General features: G+C 43.5%; 15 protein-coding genes. 10 read left to right on the top strand and 5 right to left on the bottom strand.

Annotation, left to right across the window (positions count from 1 at the left end):
* Positions 1 to 8 precede the first annotated feature (8 nt).
* On the bottom strand, positions 9 to 1,037 hold the full coding sequence (locus O4M77_RS11700) for a hypothetical protein (RefSeq protein ID WP_179992972.1): 1,029 nt from the start codon (positions 1,035 to 1,037) through the stop codon (positions 9 to 11).
* 159 nt (positions 1,038 to 1,196) lie between these two features.
* Between O4M77_RS11700 and pheS the strand changes: the two genes are divergently transcribed.
* The 4 genes from pheS (at position 1,197) to O4M77_RS11680 (ending at position 6,108) form a co-directional block, all read left to right on the top strand.
* Positions 1,197 to 2,177: a phenylalanine--tRNA ligase subunit alpha gene (gene pheS, locus O4M77_RS11695; protein ID WP_323713496.1), complete on the top strand. Its 981-nt coding sequence runs from the start codon at positions 1,197 to 1,199 to the stop codon at positions 2,175 to 2,177.
* A gap of 136 nt (positions 2,178 to 2,313) precedes the next feature.
* Complete coding sequence (pheT, locus tag O4M77_RS11690) at positions 2,314 to 4,695, top strand: phenylalanine--tRNA ligase subunit beta (RefSeq protein ID WP_323713495.1); 2,382 nt, start codon at positions 2,314 to 2,316, stop codon at positions 4,693 to 4,695.
* On the top strand, positions 4,692 to 4,988 hold the full coding sequence (locus O4M77_RS11685) for an integration host factor subunit alpha (RefSeq protein WP_004783565.1): 297 nt from the start codon (positions 4,692 to 4,694) through the stop codon (positions 4,986 to 4,988). The genes pheT and O4M77_RS11685 overlap by 4 nt, the downstream gene beginning before the upstream one ends.
* 157 nt (positions 4,989 to 5,145) lie before the next feature.
* Positions 5,146 to 6,108, top strand: coding sequence for an IS30-like element IS18 family transposase (locus tag O4M77_RS11680; RefSeq protein ID WP_125279924.1), 963 nt, complete (start codon positions 5,146 to 5,148; stop codon positions 6,106 to 6,108).
* A 62-nt stretch (positions 6,109 to 6,170) separates the two neighbouring features.
* On the opposite strand, the gene O4M77_RS11675 is transcribed toward O4M77_RS11680, so the two are convergent.
* The 3 genes from O4M77_RS11675 to trxA form a co-directional block, all read right to left on the bottom strand.
* Entirely contained in the window at positions 6,171 to 6,458 is a 288-nt protein-coding gene (locus tag O4M77_RS11675; protein ID WP_179992970.1) for a hypothetical protein, read from the bottom strand.
* A 403-nt stretch (positions 6,459 to 6,861) separates the two neighbouring features.
* Positions 6,862 to 8,130, bottom strand: a complete 1,269-nt coding sequence (gene rho / locus O4M77_RS11670; protein ID WP_004783562.1) for a transcription termination factor Rho — start codon at positions 8,128 to 8,130, stop codon at positions 6,862 to 6,864.
* Positions 8,131 to 8,451: 321 nt separating this feature from the next.
* On the bottom strand, positions 8,452 to 8,778 hold the full coding sequence (trxA, locus tag O4M77_RS11665; protein WP_005233946.1) for a thioredoxin: 327 nt from the start codon (positions 8,776 to 8,778) through the stop codon (positions 8,452 to 8,454).
* A gap of 261 nt (positions 8,779 to 9,039) precedes the next feature.
* On the opposite strand from trxA, the gene ppx reads away from it, so the two are divergent.
* Genes ppx through O4M77_RS11640 form a run of 5 tightly spaced genes read left to right on the top strand, consistent with a single transcriptional unit; the run spans position 9,040 to position 14,160 of the window.
* Positions 9,040 to 10,560, top strand: coding sequence for an exopolyphosphatase (gene ppx / locus O4M77_RS11660; RefSeq protein ID WP_323713494.1), 1,521 nt, complete (start codon positions 9,040 to 9,042; stop codon positions 10,558 to 10,560).
* Positions 10,561 to 10,590: 30 nt separating this feature from the next.
* Positions 10,591 to 11,415 carry an acetyl-CoA carboxylase carboxyltransferase subunit alpha gene (locus O4M77_RS11655; RefSeq protein ID WP_004783557.1) on the top strand — a complete coding sequence of 275 codons (825 nt, stop codon included), beginning with the start codon at positions 10,591 to 10,593 and terminating at the stop codon, positions 11,413 to 11,415.
* A complete protein-coding gene (gene tilS / locus O4M77_RS11650) occupies positions 11,352 to 12,725 on the top strand; it encodes a tRNA lysidine(34) synthetase TilS (protein WP_323713493.1) in 1,374 nt (457 codons plus the stop codon). Before O4M77_RS11655 ends, tilS begins: the two co-directional genes overlap by 64 nt.
* Before the next feature lie 2 nt (positions 12,726 to 12,727).
* Positions 12,728 to 13,558, top strand: coding sequence for a pyrroline-5-carboxylate reductase (gene proC, locus O4M77_RS11645; RefSeq protein WP_323713492.1), 831 nt, complete (start codon positions 12,728 to 12,730; stop codon positions 13,556 to 13,558).
* Positions 13,559 to 13,590: 32 nt separating this feature from the next.
* Complete coding sequence (locus O4M77_RS11640; RefSeq protein ID WP_004783550.1) at positions 13,591 to 14,160, top strand: YggT family protein; 570 nt, start codon at positions 13,591 to 13,593, stop codon at positions 14,158 to 14,160.
* A gap of 113 nt (positions 14,161 to 14,273) precedes the next feature.
* On the opposite strand, the gene polA is transcribed toward O4M77_RS11640, so the two are convergent.
* Positions 14,274 to 17,039 carry a DNA polymerase I gene (polA, locus tag O4M77_RS11635; protein WP_323713491.1) on the bottom strand — a complete coding sequence of 922 codons (2,766 nt, stop codon included), beginning with the start codon at positions 17,037 to 17,039 and terminating at the stop codon, positions 14,274 to 14,276.
* A 161-nt stretch (positions 17,040 to 17,200) separates the two neighbouring features.
* Between polA and O4M77_RS11630 the strand changes: the two genes are divergently transcribed.
* Complete coding sequence (locus O4M77_RS11630; protein ID WP_323713490.1) at positions 17,201 to 19,906, top strand: DUF2339 domain-containing protein; 2,706 nt, start codon at positions 17,201 to 17,203, stop codon at positions 19,904 to 19,906.
* The last annotated feature ends 149 nt before the right edge of the window (positions 19,907 to 20,055 follow it).

Here is a 20,055-nt window from a genome sequence, read left to right as displayed (position 1 = left end):
ATCAGTCTTTAAAGCCCAAAATAATATCCAATCAAACAGATAATCACCGTAATAATAATCAGGGTAATCACATTGCCTGAATTGGATTTAGCTGCGTCATGGGGCTTATGTGCTTTAGAAACTTTGACCGCGCGATCCTCAGTATTCATCCCTGCAAAAGGATCAGGCGTCACTTTAGGAGTGAGTTGTGCGGTTTTATAATGATTGGCCACTTTCACAATGAACTTGGCACTGATTTCATCGATTTTTTGTGCAAAGTGGCGCAGATTTAATTGCTGCTCTGGATTCAGTACCTGACCATCATCGTTATAAGGGTGTTGAATCTTCGTCTGAATAAAATCACTTAATGCATCCAGACGGTACAAGGTCTGATGAGCATAATCAGATGAATAATCCGTTGGTATTAAAGCAAGATGACTCGGATTTTCTGCATGAGACTGAATCGTTGGGGTAGTACCGTAATAAGGCAAACCAGTATAAGCAGGCTCAGTGAATCCTTGAGCTAAATGATGTTCAAATAATTCCTGTTCGGTATAGGTATGAATATCATCCCAGTTTGGTTGTACCAGATCAGCATCAATTCTTTTGGCCAGTTTATTATTCAGTTCATAACGCCAGAATACTTCATGACGTAAAGGCGACTGTTGGGCTTCCGGTGCTTCATAATCATTATCAGCGGTATACCATTCAGCCAGTTCCTTACCGATCATCCAGGCGGTTTTACCTTGAGCATGATGACTGATAATCACATGAGCCAAAGGAACCAGTTCGACATTGGCATTAGGGTTATTTTCATCTTCCAGTAAATGTGAAGAATGCAGACTAATACGACGAACCCCTTGTTTTTTCAGTCCTTCTAGCCAGATTTGAAAGTGCTGTGCCAGTAAATGCTGGGAAATCAGATCACGGAAAGTTAAATGGTGCTGATTAAAAATGGAGTGATTCAGCCAGCGGCTGAAACTGAGATCCTGAGTTAAAAACTCATTGCCATAAGTGACGAGGGTCAGTTGCTGTTTCCAAATTTGATCGAGTGCCATAGTGATTTGATCTAATTGATATCCTGCTTATTTTATACTTTTTATTTTTCGCTATGCCAATCTAATTTTCATTAAAAGCGCACTTCATCAATGTGCCTAAAAACTGTTAGAATATGGGGTTTTTAAAAATATTTCTAACCTGTTGCTTTGAGAGTTACTATGTCACTGGAAGCCCTGACCACTGAAGCGCTCGCTGCGATTGCAGCAGCTCAAGACCTTGCTGCACTTGATCAAGTACGAGTGCAATTTACGGGGAAAAAAAGCCAGCTCGCGGAACAATCTAAGTCGCTGGGGAAAATGGATCCTGAACAACGTAAAGCGTTTGGGGCACAAATTCATGCAGTTCGTGAAGCCATCACAAGTGCTTTGACACAACGTCAGGCTGAACTGCAAAAAGCTGCACTAGAACAAAAGCTTGCTAGTGAAACAATTGATATTACCTTGCCCGGTCGTGGCCAACAGGTGGGCAGCATCCACCCAGTGACCCAAGTACAAGAACGTATCTGTCAATTCTTTACCAAAGCAGGTTTTACAGTAGCGACTGGTCCAGAAGTTGAAGATGACTATCACAACTTCGAAGCATTGAATATTCCGGGTCATCACCCTGCACGTGCCATGCATGACACTTTTTACTTTGATGTAAACCATCTGCTACGTACCCATACTTCGGGTGTACAGATTCGTACCATGGAAACCCAGCAGCCACCAATTCGTATCGTGTGCCCAGGCCGTGTATACCGTTGTGACTCTGACCAGACACATTCACCAATGTTCCATCAGATCGAAGGCTTATACGTTGCTGAAAATACCAGCTTTGCTGAATTAAAAGGTTTATTGGTAAACCTGCTAAACGAATTCTTCGAAAAAGATTTGAAAGTGCGTTTCCGTCCGTCTTATTTCCCGTTCACTGAGCCAAGTGCTGAAGTGGACATTATGGATGAGCGTGGCAAATGGTTAGAAGTTTTGGGTTGCGGTATGGTGCATCCAAATGTACTTCGCGCTGTGGGTATTGATCCAGACAAATACAAAGGCTTTGCATTTGGTTTAGGTGTAGAACGTTTTGCAATGTTGCGTTATGGCATTAATGACCTGCGTATGTTCTATCAAAACGATGTGCGTTTCTTACGCCAGTTTGCTTAAAACTTTTATTTAGTCCTCTCCTAACCTCTCCTTTAAAAAAGGAGAGGGACTCCGCGAAAAGATAGGAGTTCTCTCCCTTTGAAGAAGGGGGAATCAGAGGGGGATTCTAGAGATTGAAATTACAGGTTTTTTATAAATGAAAATTAGCGAAAATTGGCTACGCACATGGGTTAACCCAGCCATCGATAGCGAAAAACTGTCTGACCAACTGACTATGCTGGGCTTGGAAGTAGATGATTTGTCTCCAGCCGCAAAACCCTTCACAGGTGTGGTTGTGGGTGAAGTCCTGACTGTCGAACAGCATCCTGATGCAGATCGCTTACGTGTAACGACTGTGAACATTGGTTCAGGTGAGCCTTTGCAAATCGTGTGTGGTGCACCGAACGTACGTGCCGGTATGAAAGCACCAGTAGCTACCATCGGTGCAGTATTACCAGGCGATTTTAAAATCAAGAAAGGCAAACTGCGTGGTGTTGAATCACAAGGTATGTTATGCGGTGCTTCAGAAATCGATCTTGAAGATAAAATTGATGGTCTGTTAGAACTGCCTGCAGATGCACCAGTCGGTGTCAATGTTCGTGAATATTTAGACCTTGATGACAACGTGATTGATATCAGCATCACTCCGAACCGTGGTGACTGTTTCAGTATTCGCGGGATCGCACGTGAAATTGGTGTAATTAACCAATTGCCTGTCACTGCACCTGAAACTAAAGAAGTTGCAGCAACTCTTGCAGATGAGAAGAAAGTCGTTGTTGAAACTGAAGGTTGTGCACGTTACCTCGGTCGTGTGATCAAAAACGTCAATACCAAAGCACCAACCCCTGAGTGGATGGAACGAGCTTTAGTACGTGCCGGTATCCGTCAGCACAGTATTCTGGTCGACATCACCAACTATGTATTGATGGAACTGGGTCAACCTCTGCATGCCTTTGATGGTGGCAAGGTTCAAGGTTCAGTACATGTACGTCAAGCGACTGCAGGTGAAAAACTTGTTCTATTAAATGAACAGGAAGTTGAACTGCAAGATGATGTGATGGTAATCGCAGATGATGAAAAAGCATTAGCGATTGCAGGGATTATGGGGGGCTTGTCTTCATCGGTAACTGATGAAACTACTGAAATCTTCCTAGAATCAGCATTCTTCGCGCCATTGCATATTGCTGGCCGTGCCCGTCGTTTCGGTCTGCATACTGATGCATCTCAACGTTATGAACGTGGTGTCGATTTCGAATTGCCTATGATTGCAATGCATCGTGCATCTCAGTTGATTGCTGAGCTTGCAGGCGGTGAGTTTGGTCCAATCATTGTAGCTGAAAAACCAGAGCTATTACCAAAGCGTGAAGCGATTGAGCTAGAACAAGCGCAAGTCGATCAATTATTAGGTTATACAGTTGAATCAGATTTCATTACAGATGCTTTAACGCGTTTAGGTTGTGAAGTGACTGTAAAAGCTGAAGGCCAGTGGTCAGTGGTTCCTCCATCACACCGTTATGATATGGCAATTTACCAAGACCTGATTGAAGAAGTTGCCCGTATTCACGGTTATGACAATATTCAAATCAGCTTACCGGTCATTGATGTGAAGTTGGCGAAATATGAAGATCAATTCGAACTAACTCAGCTTCGTCAAACAGCCGTGACCTTGGGTTATCAGGAAGCGATCAGCTTCAGTTTTGCTGACCTGAAACTGGAAAAACAGTTAAATCCAGCGGTGAATCCATTGGCTTTGGCGAACCCAATTTCAAGCGATTTGGCAGTGATGCGTTCAACTTTACTGTCTAGCCTGATTCCATGCGTACAGTACAACGTCAACCGCCAGCAGAACCGTGTACGTTTCTTCGAACTTGGTCTGCGTTTTGATTACCAAAATGCGGCTTCAATTCATGATCTGAAACAGATTCCAACTTTTGCCTTGATTGCCACTGGTTCACGTACGCCTGAAACCTGGCATGGTAAAGCGCAGCCAATGGATTTCTTTGACTTCAAAGGTGACATTGAGGAAATGCTGGCAGCTGCACGTCTGAATGTGGAATATGTACGTTCTGAACGTAGCTGGTTACATCCTGGTCAATCTGCAGAAATTCTAGTGGATGGTCGGTCAATTGGTTACTTAGGTCGTTTACATCCATCACTTGAAGATGAGCTCGATTTGGCGACGACTTGGGTCGCTGAATTAGATCAATCGGCTGTTTTGCAAACTTATGTATCTAATTTTACAGAATTATCACGTTTTCCATCGGTTCGACGTGATATTGCGCTTTTAATTAGTGATAAGATTAATGTTAGCGAAATTCAGGGACTTATCGAAAAAACAGGTGGAGAGCTTCTAGGCTCGACATGGTTGTTCGATGTGTACACTGGACAAGGAGTAGAAGAAGGGAAACGCTCACTGGCATTTGCACTTCTCTGGCAGCATCCAAGCCGTACACTGGAAGATGCTGAAATTAAATCAGGTATGGATAATATCCTTCAGGTGTTGGAAAACACTTACCAAGCGACATTGAGGGCTTCATGACAGCATTAACAAAAGCAGAAATGGCTGATCATTTAAGTGAGCTCACGAGTTTAAACCGTCGTGAAGCTAAACAAATGGTCGAGTTGTTTTTCGATGAGATTAGCCAAGCGCTAATCTCGGGCGAACAAGTAAAATTATCGGGTTTCGGTAACTTTGAATTACGTGATAAGCGCCAACGTCCAGGCCGTAATCCGAAGACGGGTGAAGAGATTCCGATTTCTGCACGCCGTGTTGTTACGTTCCGCGCGGGGCAGAAGTTCCGTCAACGTGTGGGGAATGAGCAGATCAATTGATCTGCTTTTTTTCATTTAAAAATTTTATTTTTTTAATCTTTTATATTTCTAAACGCAGATTCAAATCCCAAGTGCAACACATTTGTAGTTAGTTGAAAAAGTTAGGTGTATTCATAGAATCATTAGACTTTTTCAACTCGCAATTGGAAAGCACACAATGAAGAAATACACCCAACTTTCTCAAGATGAAAGATACGAAATTTATGCTACTTTGAAAAGTAAAAGTTCAATCGCTACCCTTGCTCGGGAATTAGGACGTTCACGATCAACCATCTACCGTGAATTAAAAAGAAATACTGGGCAACGTGGATATAGAGCTCAACAGGCAGCTAAATTTGCAAGTCAAAGACGGTACCGTCCTTCATCATCAATGACAGCATTTGCCTTCGCTTATATTGATTATTTGATTGGTTTGGACTGGTCACCCGAACAAATTTCAGGTGCTTTAACACAACGCGGTTGGCTGGATGTACCTTCACATGAGTGGATTTACCAGTACATTTATCAAGATAAATCAAAAGGCGGTAAACTTCATCTACATTTAAGGCATCAGAAGAAATATCGAAAACGCGGTTACAAAAACACGGATCGTAGGGGTCAAATCATTGATAAAACAAGTATTCACTGCCGAGACCAGGTCATTGATCAACGACAACGTTTAGGAGATTTCGAAGGTGACACGGTGATTGGTAAACATCATAAAGGTGCTTTATTGACTCTCGTTGATCGAAAGAGCCTGTATGTACATATTGTTCATTTAGGGCCAACAAGAGCATCCTCTCAAACGATTACTTGTGCATTAGATCGTTTACAAATGAGCCATGCTTATAGTGTGACATTTGATAATGGCAAAGAATTTTCCGAACACAAAAGAATTACTGATGCTGGCATAGAGACGTATTTTGCTGATCCTTACAAGTCTATTCAGCGAGCTAGAAATGAAAATACGAATGGTTTAATCCGTCAATATCTGCCAAAATCATCATCGTTTGATGGCGTGTCAAACGAACAAATAGAGCAGATAGAATTTGCACTCAACCATCGTCCTAGAAAAACACTAGGTTGGTATACACCGAGTGAAGTTATGGCTGGTTTTTATACTGTTGCACTTGCCGCTTGAATCCGCCAAACAAAAAAAAGAGAGCCAAAGGCTCTCTTTTTTGTACTGAATAATCGTAAAGATTATTGAGCAGCAGCTTCAGAAGCAGCAGTAGCTTGAGCAGCAGCGTCAGTAGCAACAGCAGCAGCAGCGTCAGCTTCAGCAACAGCAGCAGCGTCAGAAGCAGCAACTTCAGAAGTAGCTTCTACAGCAGCAGCGTCAGCAGCAGCTTCAGCTTCAGAAGCAGCTTCTACAGCTTCAGAAGCAGCTTGGTTAGCGTCAGCAGCAGCGTCGTCAGCTTTTTTAGCACAACCAACGAAAGCTAAAGTAGTAGCAACTGCAGCAGCAATAGCGATTTTTTTGAATAACATGGCATCACTCTCTAAAAAATTGAGATTAAAAAAAACCAAAGTCAGGCTGTAATATGCTTTTATTATTCCTAATAGTGTTAGGGACTAACAACGCAGGAGCAGTCTAACTGGTCTGCAAATATGCTATCACTGCGCATTTTTAATTGCTACTAGGGGAGCATCAAAAACAGCGAAAAAACGATAAAAATTAAGGGTTTTTTAACAGAAAATAACAATTAATTGAAAGATATAGATTGGAGAAAGGCTTATTAAGCTTATAAAAATTATACAGTTATTTATTTGTTTATTTTAATAATCAAAAACTTAAAAATAAGTTTACAGATATCTCATTACATTGTTTCATTGTGTAACATGCGTCAACCATAAAAAAAGGCCACCTTGAATGGTGACCTTTCCGATAATTTTAGTTCGATGCTTTGCGTTTCATCTGATCAAAGAAATCATCATTGGTCTTGGTTTCTTTCATGCGGTCAAGCAAGAATTCCATCGCGACCAGTTCATCTTGGGTATGCAGAAGTTTACGTAGAATCCAGACTTTACGAAGTTTGTCTTCGGACATTAAACGTTCTTCACGACGCGTACCGGATTTCTTAATATTCATCGCAGGGAAGACGCGTTTTTCCGCAATACGGCGATCTAGCGTGATTTCCTGGTTACCTGTACCTTTGAATTCTTCGTAAATGACTTCATCCATTTTACTGCCGGTTTCAATCAGTGCAGTAGAAATGATAGTAAGAGAACCGCCTTCTTCGATATTACGTGCCGCACCGAAGAAACGTTTTGGACGTTCAAGTGCATGTGCATCTACACCACCAGTTAATACCTTACCTGATGAAGGAATCACAGTGTTATATGCACGTGCCAGACGGGTAATCGAATCCAGCAGAATCACCACATCTTTCTTGTGTTCAACTAAACGTTTGGCTTTTTCAATCACCATCTCAGCCACTTGAACGTGACGGGCAGGTGATTCATCAAAGGTAGAAGCGACCACTTCACCGCGAACGGTACGTTCCATTTCGGTGACTTCTTCAGGACGTTCATCAATCAGAAGGACAATCAGGAAACATTCAGGGTTATTACGAACAATCGATTGAGCGATGTTCTGTAATAGCATGGTTTTACCAGCTTTCGGTGGTGCAACGATAATTGAACGTTGACCTTTACCAATTGGTGCCACCAGATCGACGACACGTGCAGTTAAATCTTCAGTCGTACCATTACCAAGTTCCATTACTAATTGTTCAGTAGGGAACAATGGAGTTAAGTTTTCGAACAAGATCTTGTTACGTGAATTTTCCGGGGTATCGTAGTTAATCTGATTGACTTTCAGCAAAGCAAAATAACGCTCACCTTCCTTAGGCGGACGAATGGTTCCCGTAATGGTGTCACCGGTACGCAGGTTAAAGCGGCGAATTTGTGATGGGCTGACATAGATATCGTCAGGACCGGCCAAATAAGAGCCTGCTGCAGAGCGTAAGAAGCCAAAACCATCTGACAAAATTTCTAGAACGCCATCACCAAAAATCTCTTCGCCATTCATCGCATGGCGTTTTAAGATGGCAAAAATAATGTCTTGCTTACGGTTACGAGCCATACCTTCAAGGCCCATAAACTCGGCAATCTTGATGAGTTCGCCAATCGGTTTTTTCTTGAGTTCGGTTAAATTCATAGGTGGTCAGATAGAATCAAAGTTCTAAGGTATAGGTTAGAAAGGGAGTAACATTCGGCCGCATATAAGCATTCAAACGAAAGCAATTGAATTTGCACAAGAACAATTCAGAGGTCTGTTTGATTGTTTCAAAGAGAAATGTGAAAACAATTTCTATTGCCGAGCGGCATGTTATGTAATGTGTCTTGTAAGAAACTGACAGGATTTAGCATCCTTTATCTCTTGAAGTTGAAATATAAGAGAGAAACAGGTTTTTGTCAATTTATAGACGAAAAAAATACGCAACCTTTGGTCGCGTATTTTTACTATAGCATTTTATGCTTAGATGTTTTGATCAATAAATGCAGTCAATTTAGATTTTGGTGCTGCACCGACTTGAGTCGCTACGACTTCACCATTTTTAAACATCAATAAAGCTGGAATGTTGCGGATATTGAAATTCACAGCAGTTTGTTCGCAAGATGTTACGTCAACTTTGACAATTTTCACTTTGCCTTGATATTCATCAGCCAATACTTCAAGTACAGGGGCAATAGCTTTACATGGCGCACACCAGCCAGCCCAGAAATCAACCAGTACAGGAACGTCTGATTGAAGAACGTCTGCTTCGAAGTTTGCGTCAGTAGTGTTTACGATGTTGCCAGACATGGAGTGCTCCAGAATTAATTTTATAAAGATAACTATAATTATTAGTATTACATAGCCATCTTTAACAATGTAGGGGAATCTGTAAATTTTCAAGCTTTAATGTTGTTTTGTCTAATGGATGATCACGATAGTCACCATCGCCTCATACAATTGTCCTATAAATGAAAAAAATAATTACGCGAAATTGTCCTGACAAATGGCTTTTAAATTGCATGGTTGTGAATTACTCTAAGCACAATTCTTAAAAGGTTTATTTCTAGAATGTCTGATTTTTTGATTGATGAAGAATTACTCGCAGCCATCGATATGGGATCAAACAGTTTTCATTTGGCGATTGCCCGGGTGGATCATGGCGAAGTGAAAAAAGTCGCATCAATGTCAGAAAAGGTTCAACTTGCTGCGGGACTGGATGAAAATAAAAATTTGACTGAAGCCGCACAGCAGCGCGGTTTGGCTTGTCTGGCCCGTTTTGTCGGACGCTTGGGATCGGTACAACCGAACCGTTTACGGATTGTGGCAACGAATGCTTTGCGTCAGGCCAAAAATGGTCATGAATTTATTCAGAAAGCAGCTGAAATTTTACCAAAACCGATTGAAATTATTGCTGGTCGCGAAGAAGCGCGTCTAATTTATCTCGGTGTGTCACATACCATGGCCAATACTGGCCGTCGTCTGGTGGTAGATATCGGTGGGGGTTCGACTGAACTGATTATTGGGGAAGAATTCGAACCCATTCATACCGAATCTGTGCAGATGGGATGTGTGACTTTTACCAAGAAATTCTTTGCTGATGGTGAAATCACCCATAAAGCATTTGATAAGGCAGTGACTGCGGCACGTAAAGAAATTTCAGGCATTGCCAATACTTATAAATCTGCCGGTTGGGATGCAGTCGTTGGTTCGAGTGGTACGATCAAAGCCTGTCGTCAGATCTGTGTCAATATGGGCTGGAGCAATGATAAAGAACAGCTCACCCGTGAAGGTCTGGAAAAACTTAAAGATAAATTATTAAAATATAAGCATGTTTCGGACATGGAGTTTGAAGGTCTGAAAGATGACCGTCGTGCAGTTTTACCTGCAGGAATTGCCATTTTATATGCAGTATTTGATGTACTGAATATCCCACATCTGGTCTATTCAGATGGCGCATTGCGTGAAGGCGTGATGTATGACCTCTTGGGTCGTTTCAAGCATGAAGATATCCGTGATCGTTCTGTTCATGCCTTAATTGGTCGTTATAATGCCGATGCCAAACAGGCCGAACGTGTAGTGCAGACTGCGCAAAAACTGTTTGATGATGTGGCTGGTGATCTCGGCCTGTATAGTGAAGACAGTGATTTACTCCGTCGCGCCGCTTATTTGCATGAAATTGGTTTAGCGATCAGTCATAGTGGTTATCACCGCCACGGTGCCTATTTATTGCAACATTCTGACATTGCCGGTTTTTCGCAGGTAGATCAGAATTATTTGTCACATTTGGTCGCACACCATCGCCGTAAATTGCGCGCTGATGCCAAGCATGATGTGATGAAAGTCGGTGGAACTAAACTTTTACAGCTGTGTTTGCTGTTGCGTCTGGCGGTTTTGGTCAATCACAGTCGTAGTGATGAGATGCTTCCTGCCATTGAACTCAAGGTCAAGAATGCGCAACAATGGCAGCTCAGCATTTCTGGTGATGCCAAACAATGGCCATTGCTGATTGCTGAACTGCATGATGAACAGGTGCAGTTTAAAAATTGGGAGATCGAGCTCTCGGTTCAATCTGAACAATTTGTTAATTAATACCTTTATAGGGATGAAAACGGTTGACCTATGAAAAATAAAGCTACCCCATCAAAAGCATGGACGACAGTACAGATTGCTCGTCATCCGGAACGTCCACAATTTCTGGACTACGTAGGTGAAATATTCACCGAATTTGATGCTTTACATGGCGACCGTCTCTATGGTGATGATGGCGCAATGATCGGTGGTCTGGCACGTTTTGATGGACAACCGGTGATGATCGTGGGTCAGCACCGTGGTCGTAGTACCCGTGAAAAATTGCAGCATAATTTTGGGATGAGTAACCCGGAAGGTTACCGTAAAGCTCAGCGTCTGCTCGATATGGCGGAACGCTTTAATCTGCCAGTCTTCACCTTTATTGATACCATGGGTGCATACCCAGGTGTGGGTGCGGAAGAGCGTGGTCAGGCTGAAGCGATTGCGTCAAGTTTGGCACAACTTTCTAATCTGAAAGTACCTGTAATTGCTACAGTTTTGGGTGAAGGTGGTTCAGGTGGCGCACTCGGCATTGGTGTTGCGGATCGTGTAGTGATGCTCTCTCACAGTATTTATTCAGTGATTTCACCAGAAGGTTGTGCATCTATTCTGTGGAAAACCGCAGAAAAAGCAGAACAGGCCAGTGAAGCTTTGGCATTGACTGCTGAAAAATTACAGAAGATGGGCATTGTTGAATACGTCGTTGATGAAGGTGAAGGCGCACATCTGGATCCGGATGAAGTCATGTACCAACTGAAAGCAGTCCTGAAAGAAGCTTTAAATGAACTGCAAGCAATGGAACCACAAGCACGATGCGAAGCACGTTACCAACGTTTAATGAAGTTTGGCAGCGACAATTTAGGTCTGGCATCTTAAAGCAACTGCAGGAATTTCCTGCAGAAACAAAATTTCTAATCGGATGCAGTGGCGGCGTAGATTCTATGCTGTTGCTGCATCTGATGTTTTTTTTGTACCCGAAAAAAATCCGCGCGATTTATGTTGATCATCAATTGCAAAGTATCAGCAATGAATGGGGCACTTTTGTCCAGCATCAGTGTCAGCAACTAAATATTCCTTGCATCATTCAGCCCGTCCATGTTGCCAGTGGTAATCTGGAATCTCAGGCTCGCCAATCGCGTTACCAAGCTTATTTACAGCATCTTCAGCCCGATGAAATTCTGGTCTTAGCCCATCATCAGCAGGATCAGGCGGAAACTTTGATGTTGCGCTTACTTTCTGGTGCAGGGATTGATGGTCTGGCTGCGATGAAAGCCATCGATATCCGCCACGATTTAACCATCTGGCGGCCACTGCTGGATATTTCCCGTGAGCAGATTTGCCAATGGGCAGCAGATTTAAATATCCAGAATATTGAAGATCCGACCAATCAGGATACTCATTATGACCGTGCTTGGGCACGTCAGGTGCTGTGGCCAGTATTAAGTCATCGCTATCCGAAAATGCAGTCTGCCTTGGCACGTACTAGTGAACTGATGCAGGATGCGCAAAACATTCTGCAAGACGTATTAGAGCAGGATCTGAAACTCTGTGGCAATGCCGAAATTCTCGATCTACCTTCATTCTCAAGTTTATCCAAAGCACGGCAGCGTCAGTTACTCTCGGTCTGGATGAAAGGCGAAGGACAATATCGTCCCTCTCTGAACATGGTTGAGCGTGTACAGGTTGAAGTAATTGGAGCGAAACCAGATGCCCAAGCAGCGCTGCATTGGTCGGGTTATTACTATGTGCGTTATCAGCAGCAGTTGCATCGCCTAAAAGCTGAAGTTTATCTGGTTGACCAACAATCGACTGTAGCCGAACAGCAGATCATTTTACAGAATAAAGATCAGGTTCATCTTCCTTCTGGTCAATTTAGGATTCAAAGGGCTGAGATAGGATTATCTCCCACTTTATTAGGACAACCCTTGTATTTGCGTCAACGGAAGGGGGGTGAAAAAATTCATCTCTATGGCCGGATTGGGCACTGGCCGCTCAAAAAAGCCATTCAGCAAGCGCAAATATTTCCCTGGACTCGGCATACTATTCAAATATTAAGCATAGATAATGTTATGCTAGGCGTGTTTACACCTAAAGGATTTTGGTTAGCTCAATCTGCATATTGTGAAGCAGGGGGGTGGCTACCCATTTCGGTTTCTTCAACTTTAGAATTCAACGACGAGCATTAAACATGAGTGCAGCTTTAAATTGTAATATTAGTTTTATTGGTGGCGGTAATATGGCTCAAGCCTTGATTGGCGGGCTGATTTCACAGGGGTTGCCAGCAACGCGTATTACAGTTTCTGATCCGGTTGAGAAAGTACGCTCACTTCTTGCAGAAAAAGAAGTGAATGTCACCGATGATAATATTGCTGCCATTAAAGATGCGGATATCGTTCTGTTTGCAGTCAAACCACAGGTTTTAGCTGGTGTGTTAAAACCACTTCAAGGTTTACTTGATGGCAAGCTGGTGATTTCAATTGTTGCGGGTGCCGAGATTGCAACATTATCCGCGCTATTGGGTACTGACCGTGTTGTCCGTGTGATGCCGAATACACCCGCATTGGTACAGACTGGTGCACATGGTTTATTTGCCAATGCAGAAGTTGGTAATGATGACCGTGAGCTGGCGAGTCAGGTTTTGGCTTCTACCGGTCTGACAATTTGGGTAAACTCAGAAGCTCAGATTGATGCCGTAACTGCAGTCTCTGGTTCAGGACCTGCTTACTTCTTCTATATGATGGAAAGCATGATTCGTGCAGGCAAGAATTTAGGTCTGGATGAAAAAGTAGCTACTGCATTGACATTGCAAACTGCTTTGGGGGCAGCGCAAATGGCGATCACCAGTTCGAATACACCGGCAGAGCTGCGTAAAAATGTAACATCTCCGAATGGTACAACTCAGGCGGCATTGGAAGTGTTTGATCGCGCGCAGATTTCTCAGAATATTCAGGCAGCGCTTGCTGCTGCGCAAAAACGTAGTCAGGAACTGGCCCAAGAGCTCAGTGACAATAGCAAATAATCTATCAGTTTAATTTTTAGGAACGTTCAAGTATGGGTGCAAATTCTGCGCTAATTTTTGGCATTATCATTAACGTCGCGATTTTGCTCGTATTCTTCCGCTTTTTAATGCAATTAGCCGCGGTGAGTCCTTATAATCCTGTCGTTCTATCTACTGTCAAAGCGACTAAAATTGTAGATGTGTTTGGGCGTATTTTCCCAACTGCAGGTAAAGGCCGGGTGAATACTGCTGCACTGGCACTTTTGGTCGTGCTGTATTTGCTGAAAATTTTTGGCATCATGTATTTGTCTGGGGGAATGCCAAATGGTCCAATCCATTTGCTTATTCTAACCTTCGTCACCATGATGCAGGATTTGATCCGCTTCTGTCGTTACCTGATTTTTGCAACGATTATTTTGAGCTGGGTGGTGATGTTTACGCAATCCCGTTCACCTTATATTGAAGTGGTTCAGGAACTTGCAGAACCATTATTGGCACCGTTCCGTCGTATCATGCCGAATATGGGAATGATCGATCTGTCTCCAATTCTGGCAATTTTGGCACTGATCGTAATTGAAATGATTATGAACCAGGTGGCAATTGTGTTGCTAACCGGCCTTTAATCAGATCCCAAAGAAAATTCCCTCTCCTTGTAGGAGAGGGTTAGGGTGAGGTCTATAAATTTAAATAACCTCTATCCCAACCTTCCTCCTAAAAGGAGGAAGGAGCTTTAGTATTAATGCGCTTCATCCCAGTTCATGCCTTTACCGACTTCCACGACCAAAGGCACAGAGATTTCAATCACAGATTGCATCACTTCGGCCAGTTGAGGAGCCAGTTCATCTGCAATCGCTTCATCGATTTCAAATACCAATTCATCGTGCACTTGTAGCAGCATTTTGGCCTGATCTTTAGGTAGCATTTTATCAACCTCAATCATCGCCATTTTGATAATGTCTGCAGCTGAACCTTGTAATGGTGCATTAATCGCCGCACGTTCAGCGGCTTTGCGGACCATCATGTTACGGGCATCGATATCAGGTGTGTATAAACGGCGACCTAGAATAGTTTCAACGAAGCCTTGTTCCAATGCCACCTGACGGGTACGCTGCATATATTCATAAATTCCCGGATAGCGGCGGAAATACTGTTTGATATATTCCTGTGATTCCTGACGAGTGAAACCTAACTGACGGGTCAGACCAAATTCAGACATGCCATAGAGCAGACCGAAATTCACGGCTTTGGCCTGACGACGCTGATCATTGGTCACTTCTTCAAGCGGGATACCCAGAACTTCAGCTGCGGTACGGCGATGCACATCCTGTCCATGGTTAAAGGCATCTACTAGCGCATCATCCTGAGATAAATGTGCCATAAGACGCAATTCAATCTGTGAATAATCTGCTGCGAGTAAGACACGGCCTTCAGGCGCAATAAAGGCCTTACGAATCTGACGTCCGATTTCTGCACGAATGGGAATGTTCTGCAAGTTTGGATCAGTAGACGATAAACGGCCAGTGGCTGTGAGTGCCTGATGATAACTGGTATGCACACGATGGGTTTCGTTATTGGCCTGTTTGCATAGACCATCGGTATAGGTACTTTTCAGTTTAGACAGACCGCGATATTCCAAAATCAGTTCAGCAATCGGGTGTTCCAGTTTTTCCAGTACACTTTCGCTGGTACTGTATTGACCGGTAGAGGTCTTTTTGCCACCTTTCAGGCCTAGTTTTTCAAATAGAACTTCACCGACCTGTTTTGGAGAGCTGACATTAAACGCTTCACCGGCTATTTCCGTGATCTGATTTTCTAGATTCTGCATGGTTTGAGCGAACTCACAACCGAGCTGATCCAGGAAAGCCAGATCCAGTCGGATGCCATTTTCTTCCATACTGGTCAGCACACGCGCTACCGGCATTTCAATATTGTACAGAATATTGACCAGTTCAGGATAAGTCTGCAGCTTTTTGCTTAGTACTTCAAACAGACGATAGGTCACATGCGCATCTTCTGCGGCATAGTGGGCGGCAGTTTCGATCTCGATTTTATTGAAAGTTTTTTGTTTGGCGCCTTTACCTGCCACCTGTTCATAGGTCGTGGTTAAGTGGCTTAAGTACAGACGAGCCACATCATCCATGCCATGACGGGTGGCAACCGAGTTGAGTACATAAGAAGCCAGCATAGTATCAAAATACCAGCCTGCCAGATGAATGCCGTGATTTTCCAGAACATGCGCATCATATTTCAGGTGGTGGCCAATTTTCTGAATCGCTTCATCTTCTAAAATCGGTTTGATCTGAGCCAGAATTTCTTCACGATTTAGCTGTTCTGGCGCACCTTCATAATCATGTGCTAGCGGTACGTAATAGGCCTCCTCTGCATCAAAAGCCACCGAAAAACCAACAATCTGTGCAATACGATAATCCAGGCTGGTGGTTTCAGTATCAAAAGCAAAGCGTTTTTCAGTGTTTAAACGTTCAAACAGCTTGTCCCAATCTTCCTGAGTCAACACAGTATGATACGTCGCTTTTCCGAGATGATCGTTATCACTGCTTAGTGTTGCCTGCTGGTCATTGGCTTCCTGAGGTTCAGGTGCTGCTTTAGCAGTAATCGATTGGGTAGCCTGTTTATAGTTACGATTGTTTGGATTATTCGGATGGTCCAGTGATTGCAGCTGGTTACGGAATTCCAGTTCAGTATAAAGATTACGTAAAGCTTCTACATTTGGGTCCTGAAGTTTCAGGTCATCATAAGTGAAGCTTAAATCCAGATCGCAAATGATGCTGGCCAATTGATGATCCAATGCAATGCCATCGGTATTGTCTTTAATATTCTGCCCCACTTTACCTTTGATCTTGTCGACATTTTCCAGAATGCCACCAATCGAGCCATATTCATTGAGTAATTTGGCTGCAGTTTTCGCCCCAATCCCAGGCACACCCATAATACCGTCTGAGGCATCGCCCATCAGGGTCAGATAGTCAATGATCTGGTTTGGCCATACACCAAACTTTTCAAAAACCCCATCAACATCCATTGGTTTTTCTTTGAAACTGTCTTCCAGGGTCACTTTATCAGTCACCAGCTGTGCCATGTCTTTATCACCGGTTGAAATCAGCACCTGATGGCCTAAAGCTTCAGCACGTTTAGCCAGTGTACCAATAATGTCATCCGCTTCCGCACCTGGCAGCATATGCAGGGGAATGCCCAAAGCACGAATCAAGGCATGTAAGTATGGAATTTGCTGTGACAGTTCTTCCGGCATGCTCGGACGGTCACCTTTATAAATAGGTGATAGCTCGTGACGGAAAGTCGGTTCAGGCGTGTCGAAAATCACCGCCATATGGGTTGGCTGGGTACGGCGCATCAGTTTTTGAATAGCAGAAATCGCACCACGAATTGCATTGGTGTGCAGACCGGTTGACGTGGTTAATGGTGGTAGTGCATGAAAGGCACGAAATAAAAAGTAAGAGCCATCGACCAAGACAAATGGTGGCATGTAATCAATTCCTTATTCAAAAAACAGTTTTATTGTACGTGATTTTTACTGCACTCGCAGGGGCAAGTCGGTTTCTACAGCTTAGCGAATATCGGGTGAAGATGAAATAAGCAGTACAAGCTGTTGTATGATGACATGGTTAAGGAACGAGAACGAGAAGAATGACGGCAGGGCAAAATGAATTGCGTATGATCTGGCTGATTAGTCTGGTAATTGTGGGAATAAGTGCATGGTATCTGGAATTGCAGATCGTGACTTATCTCACTGGTCTGGGTTTCCTGATCAGCGTGATGCAATATATCAGTGCGATTGAAGCGCCCATGCGAGATCTGGCTGCACCGACGCAGGTGATTGTGCCAGCCAATTCTAAAATACCGCTATATATTTCTTCTATTATCGCCATTGTCGGAGGTGTGACTGAGCTCAACTGGCTGATGGGAATTGGCATTACTGCCTGGATTTTCTTTCTATTACGCTGGTTACAACGTTTGGAACGTAAGATTGTCCAGTTGCAATCTCGTTACCGGTCAGCAGATCAGACACATCCAGAAATCATTCAACCAGATATTCCTTTACCTATTGCTGCTCAAGCTAGTCCAGAGCAACCACAATTGCTGGATCAGATCCAACAATGGATTTTTCGAGGAAATCCGGTCCTTAAAGCTGCGATCGCGATTCTGGTCATTGGGATTATTTTATTACTTCGTTTTGCGACAGAGCACTGGCAGCTGAGCTTGGCGGTAAAATTAGGACTGGTCGCTTTATCTGCTGTTGTTGTGACCGGATTGGGTTATACCCTGATCGCTAAAAATCGAAGTTTTGGTCTGGCACTGGAAGGCTTGGGATTAGGGGCACTATTTCTGACCTTGTTCTTTGCCTATTACAATCTGGTGATTGCCACGTTGCCACTGGCAGCTCTGGTGTTCTTGGTCATTTTGGCAATTACGCTGTACTTAAGCTTGAAACAGGAAAGTATTGAGCTGGCAGTCATGGCCTTATTCATTGCCTATCTGGCGCCGTTTACCTTGCCGACCCGGGATGCTTCTGCGGTTGAGTTCATTAGTTATTATCTGCTGATTAATATCGGCGTGCTGTTACTTAGCAGTTTGCGGCCCTGGAAAATCCTGAACCAGATTGCTTTTCTGGTCACAGTCATAGTAGGTGGGATGTATAGCCTGATTCATGGCCACACATACGAGCGTTATACCATGACCGCTCTAATTCTGGCACATAGTGCGGTATTCATCTGGCTAGGCTTTCGCTTTAGCCAGTTACTGGCCAAGCAAGATCTTTCCCGTTTTCGTCTAAAACCGGTTCTGGATCTTGCCCTGATTTTCGCTGCACCGATTACCGCATATATTTTCCTGTATCTGATTCATTTCAATCAGCCTGATCAGAAGCTTTGGCAAGCCGGGCTTAGTCTGTTATTTGCCGGGATATTTGCAATCTGTTGGACTTTAGTGCGTCGTAGAGAAAGTATTCAGGTCATTTCCCAAAGTTATCTCAGCTTGATGCTGATCTTTCTGGCTTTGGTTCCACCCATTTTATTGACAGAGCAGTGGAGCGTAGTCGGTTGGGCAGTTGAAGGCGTACTAATTTATCTCTGGGCATTGGAAAAGAATATTCGGGTTGCGCATTATCTGAGTATGGGACTGCTGATCATGGCAGGCTTCAGTAGTGTTTACTATCTGATCGAGCTTAATCCCACACCGCGGAAAATTTTCTGGATTCTCAGCTTTTGTTATGTCGCCGTCGTCTTCCTGAGTCAGCTTAAAGCCAAATACCGCCAGCAGCTCAATAGTTTAAGTATCAGTTTTCTGAGCATTCTCAGTTTTGCTTCGACCCTGATGTTGTTTGCCTTGCTTGAAGATGAGTTTGCTCATGAACAGGCTTATATTTATAGTTTATTCAGTCTTGGACTGGGTTATACGGTTCTAAGTGAAATCATACAGCGCAAGCATCAGGAATGGTGCTGGTTATTGCCAAAATGGAGCGGTCTTACGCCATTGGTGATCATTGCGATTTTGCTGGCTGTTGATTATAGCGAAAATGGGATTCTGGTCTGGCCAAGTGCTTTGGAGCGTGGAATCTTTGCACTTTCATCATTATTGCTGGCTGCTTTATGGTTAAGACCGGTGAAAGGAATTGATTTATCCAAAGAGTGGATGAGCTTTGGGGTATTTGCCAGTTTGGCTTTGACCAGTGTATGCCTGCTTCCAGGTATGCCTTATCTGAGTATGGTAATTCTTCCTCTGGTGTTCTGGTTCTGGTGTTACCGACAAAAAGAAAATTCAGAGTGGCGCTTACTCTGGCAAAGTAAAAACTGCTTGGTGTTAATGGGAGCTTGGTTAATATGCTCACAACTGTTTAACCAGCAAGCTTTCCAATATTACTGGTTACCTCTATTCAATCCATTTGACCTGATTAGTCTGGCCATGCTTGCCAGTTTCCTGTGGATGCTGTTGCAGCAGATTCGGGCAGGACACGATCGTGGGATGATGTCGGTACTGATGGTGCTGAGCCTGTTATGGCTGTCGAGCTATATTGTATTACGGGCCTTACATATCTATCTGCAAACACCATTCAATAGTCTGGAATTGTGGAGTAATGCCACAGTACAGTTAAGCCTGACGATTCTTTGGGTATTGCTGGCCTGGGCGACTATGTGGACGGCTACGCTAAAAAGGCTTAAACCGATGTGGATTTTAGGAGGCAGTATTCTGGTAATCGTCAGCTTGAAGCTGGTGTTATTCGACTTATCTCATACCGGTACACTGACACGTGTGATTTCATTCTTGCTGGCCGGTGGGGTCATGCTACTGATTGCGTATATAGCACCAATGCCGGATGGGGAGAAAAGGGTTTGAATCTAAATTACTCGATTTGAGCGTTAATTTAATCTCCCCAAACCCTGAACGAGCTTAAAGCACTGCTTTAAGCGATATGTAAAAGAAAGACAGGCTTTTTATGACAGTTCCTCCCTTAGTAAAGGGAGGTGAGGAGTGATTTAGAAAAA

This window comes from Acinetobacter sp. YWS30-1 (genome assembly GCF_033558715.1).
In the GTDB taxonomy this organism is placed as follows: Bacteria; Pseudomonadota; Gammaproteobacteria; order Pseudomonadales; family Moraxellaceae; genus Acinetobacter.
This window is presented reverse-complemented; position numbering and strand designations above follow the sequence as displayed.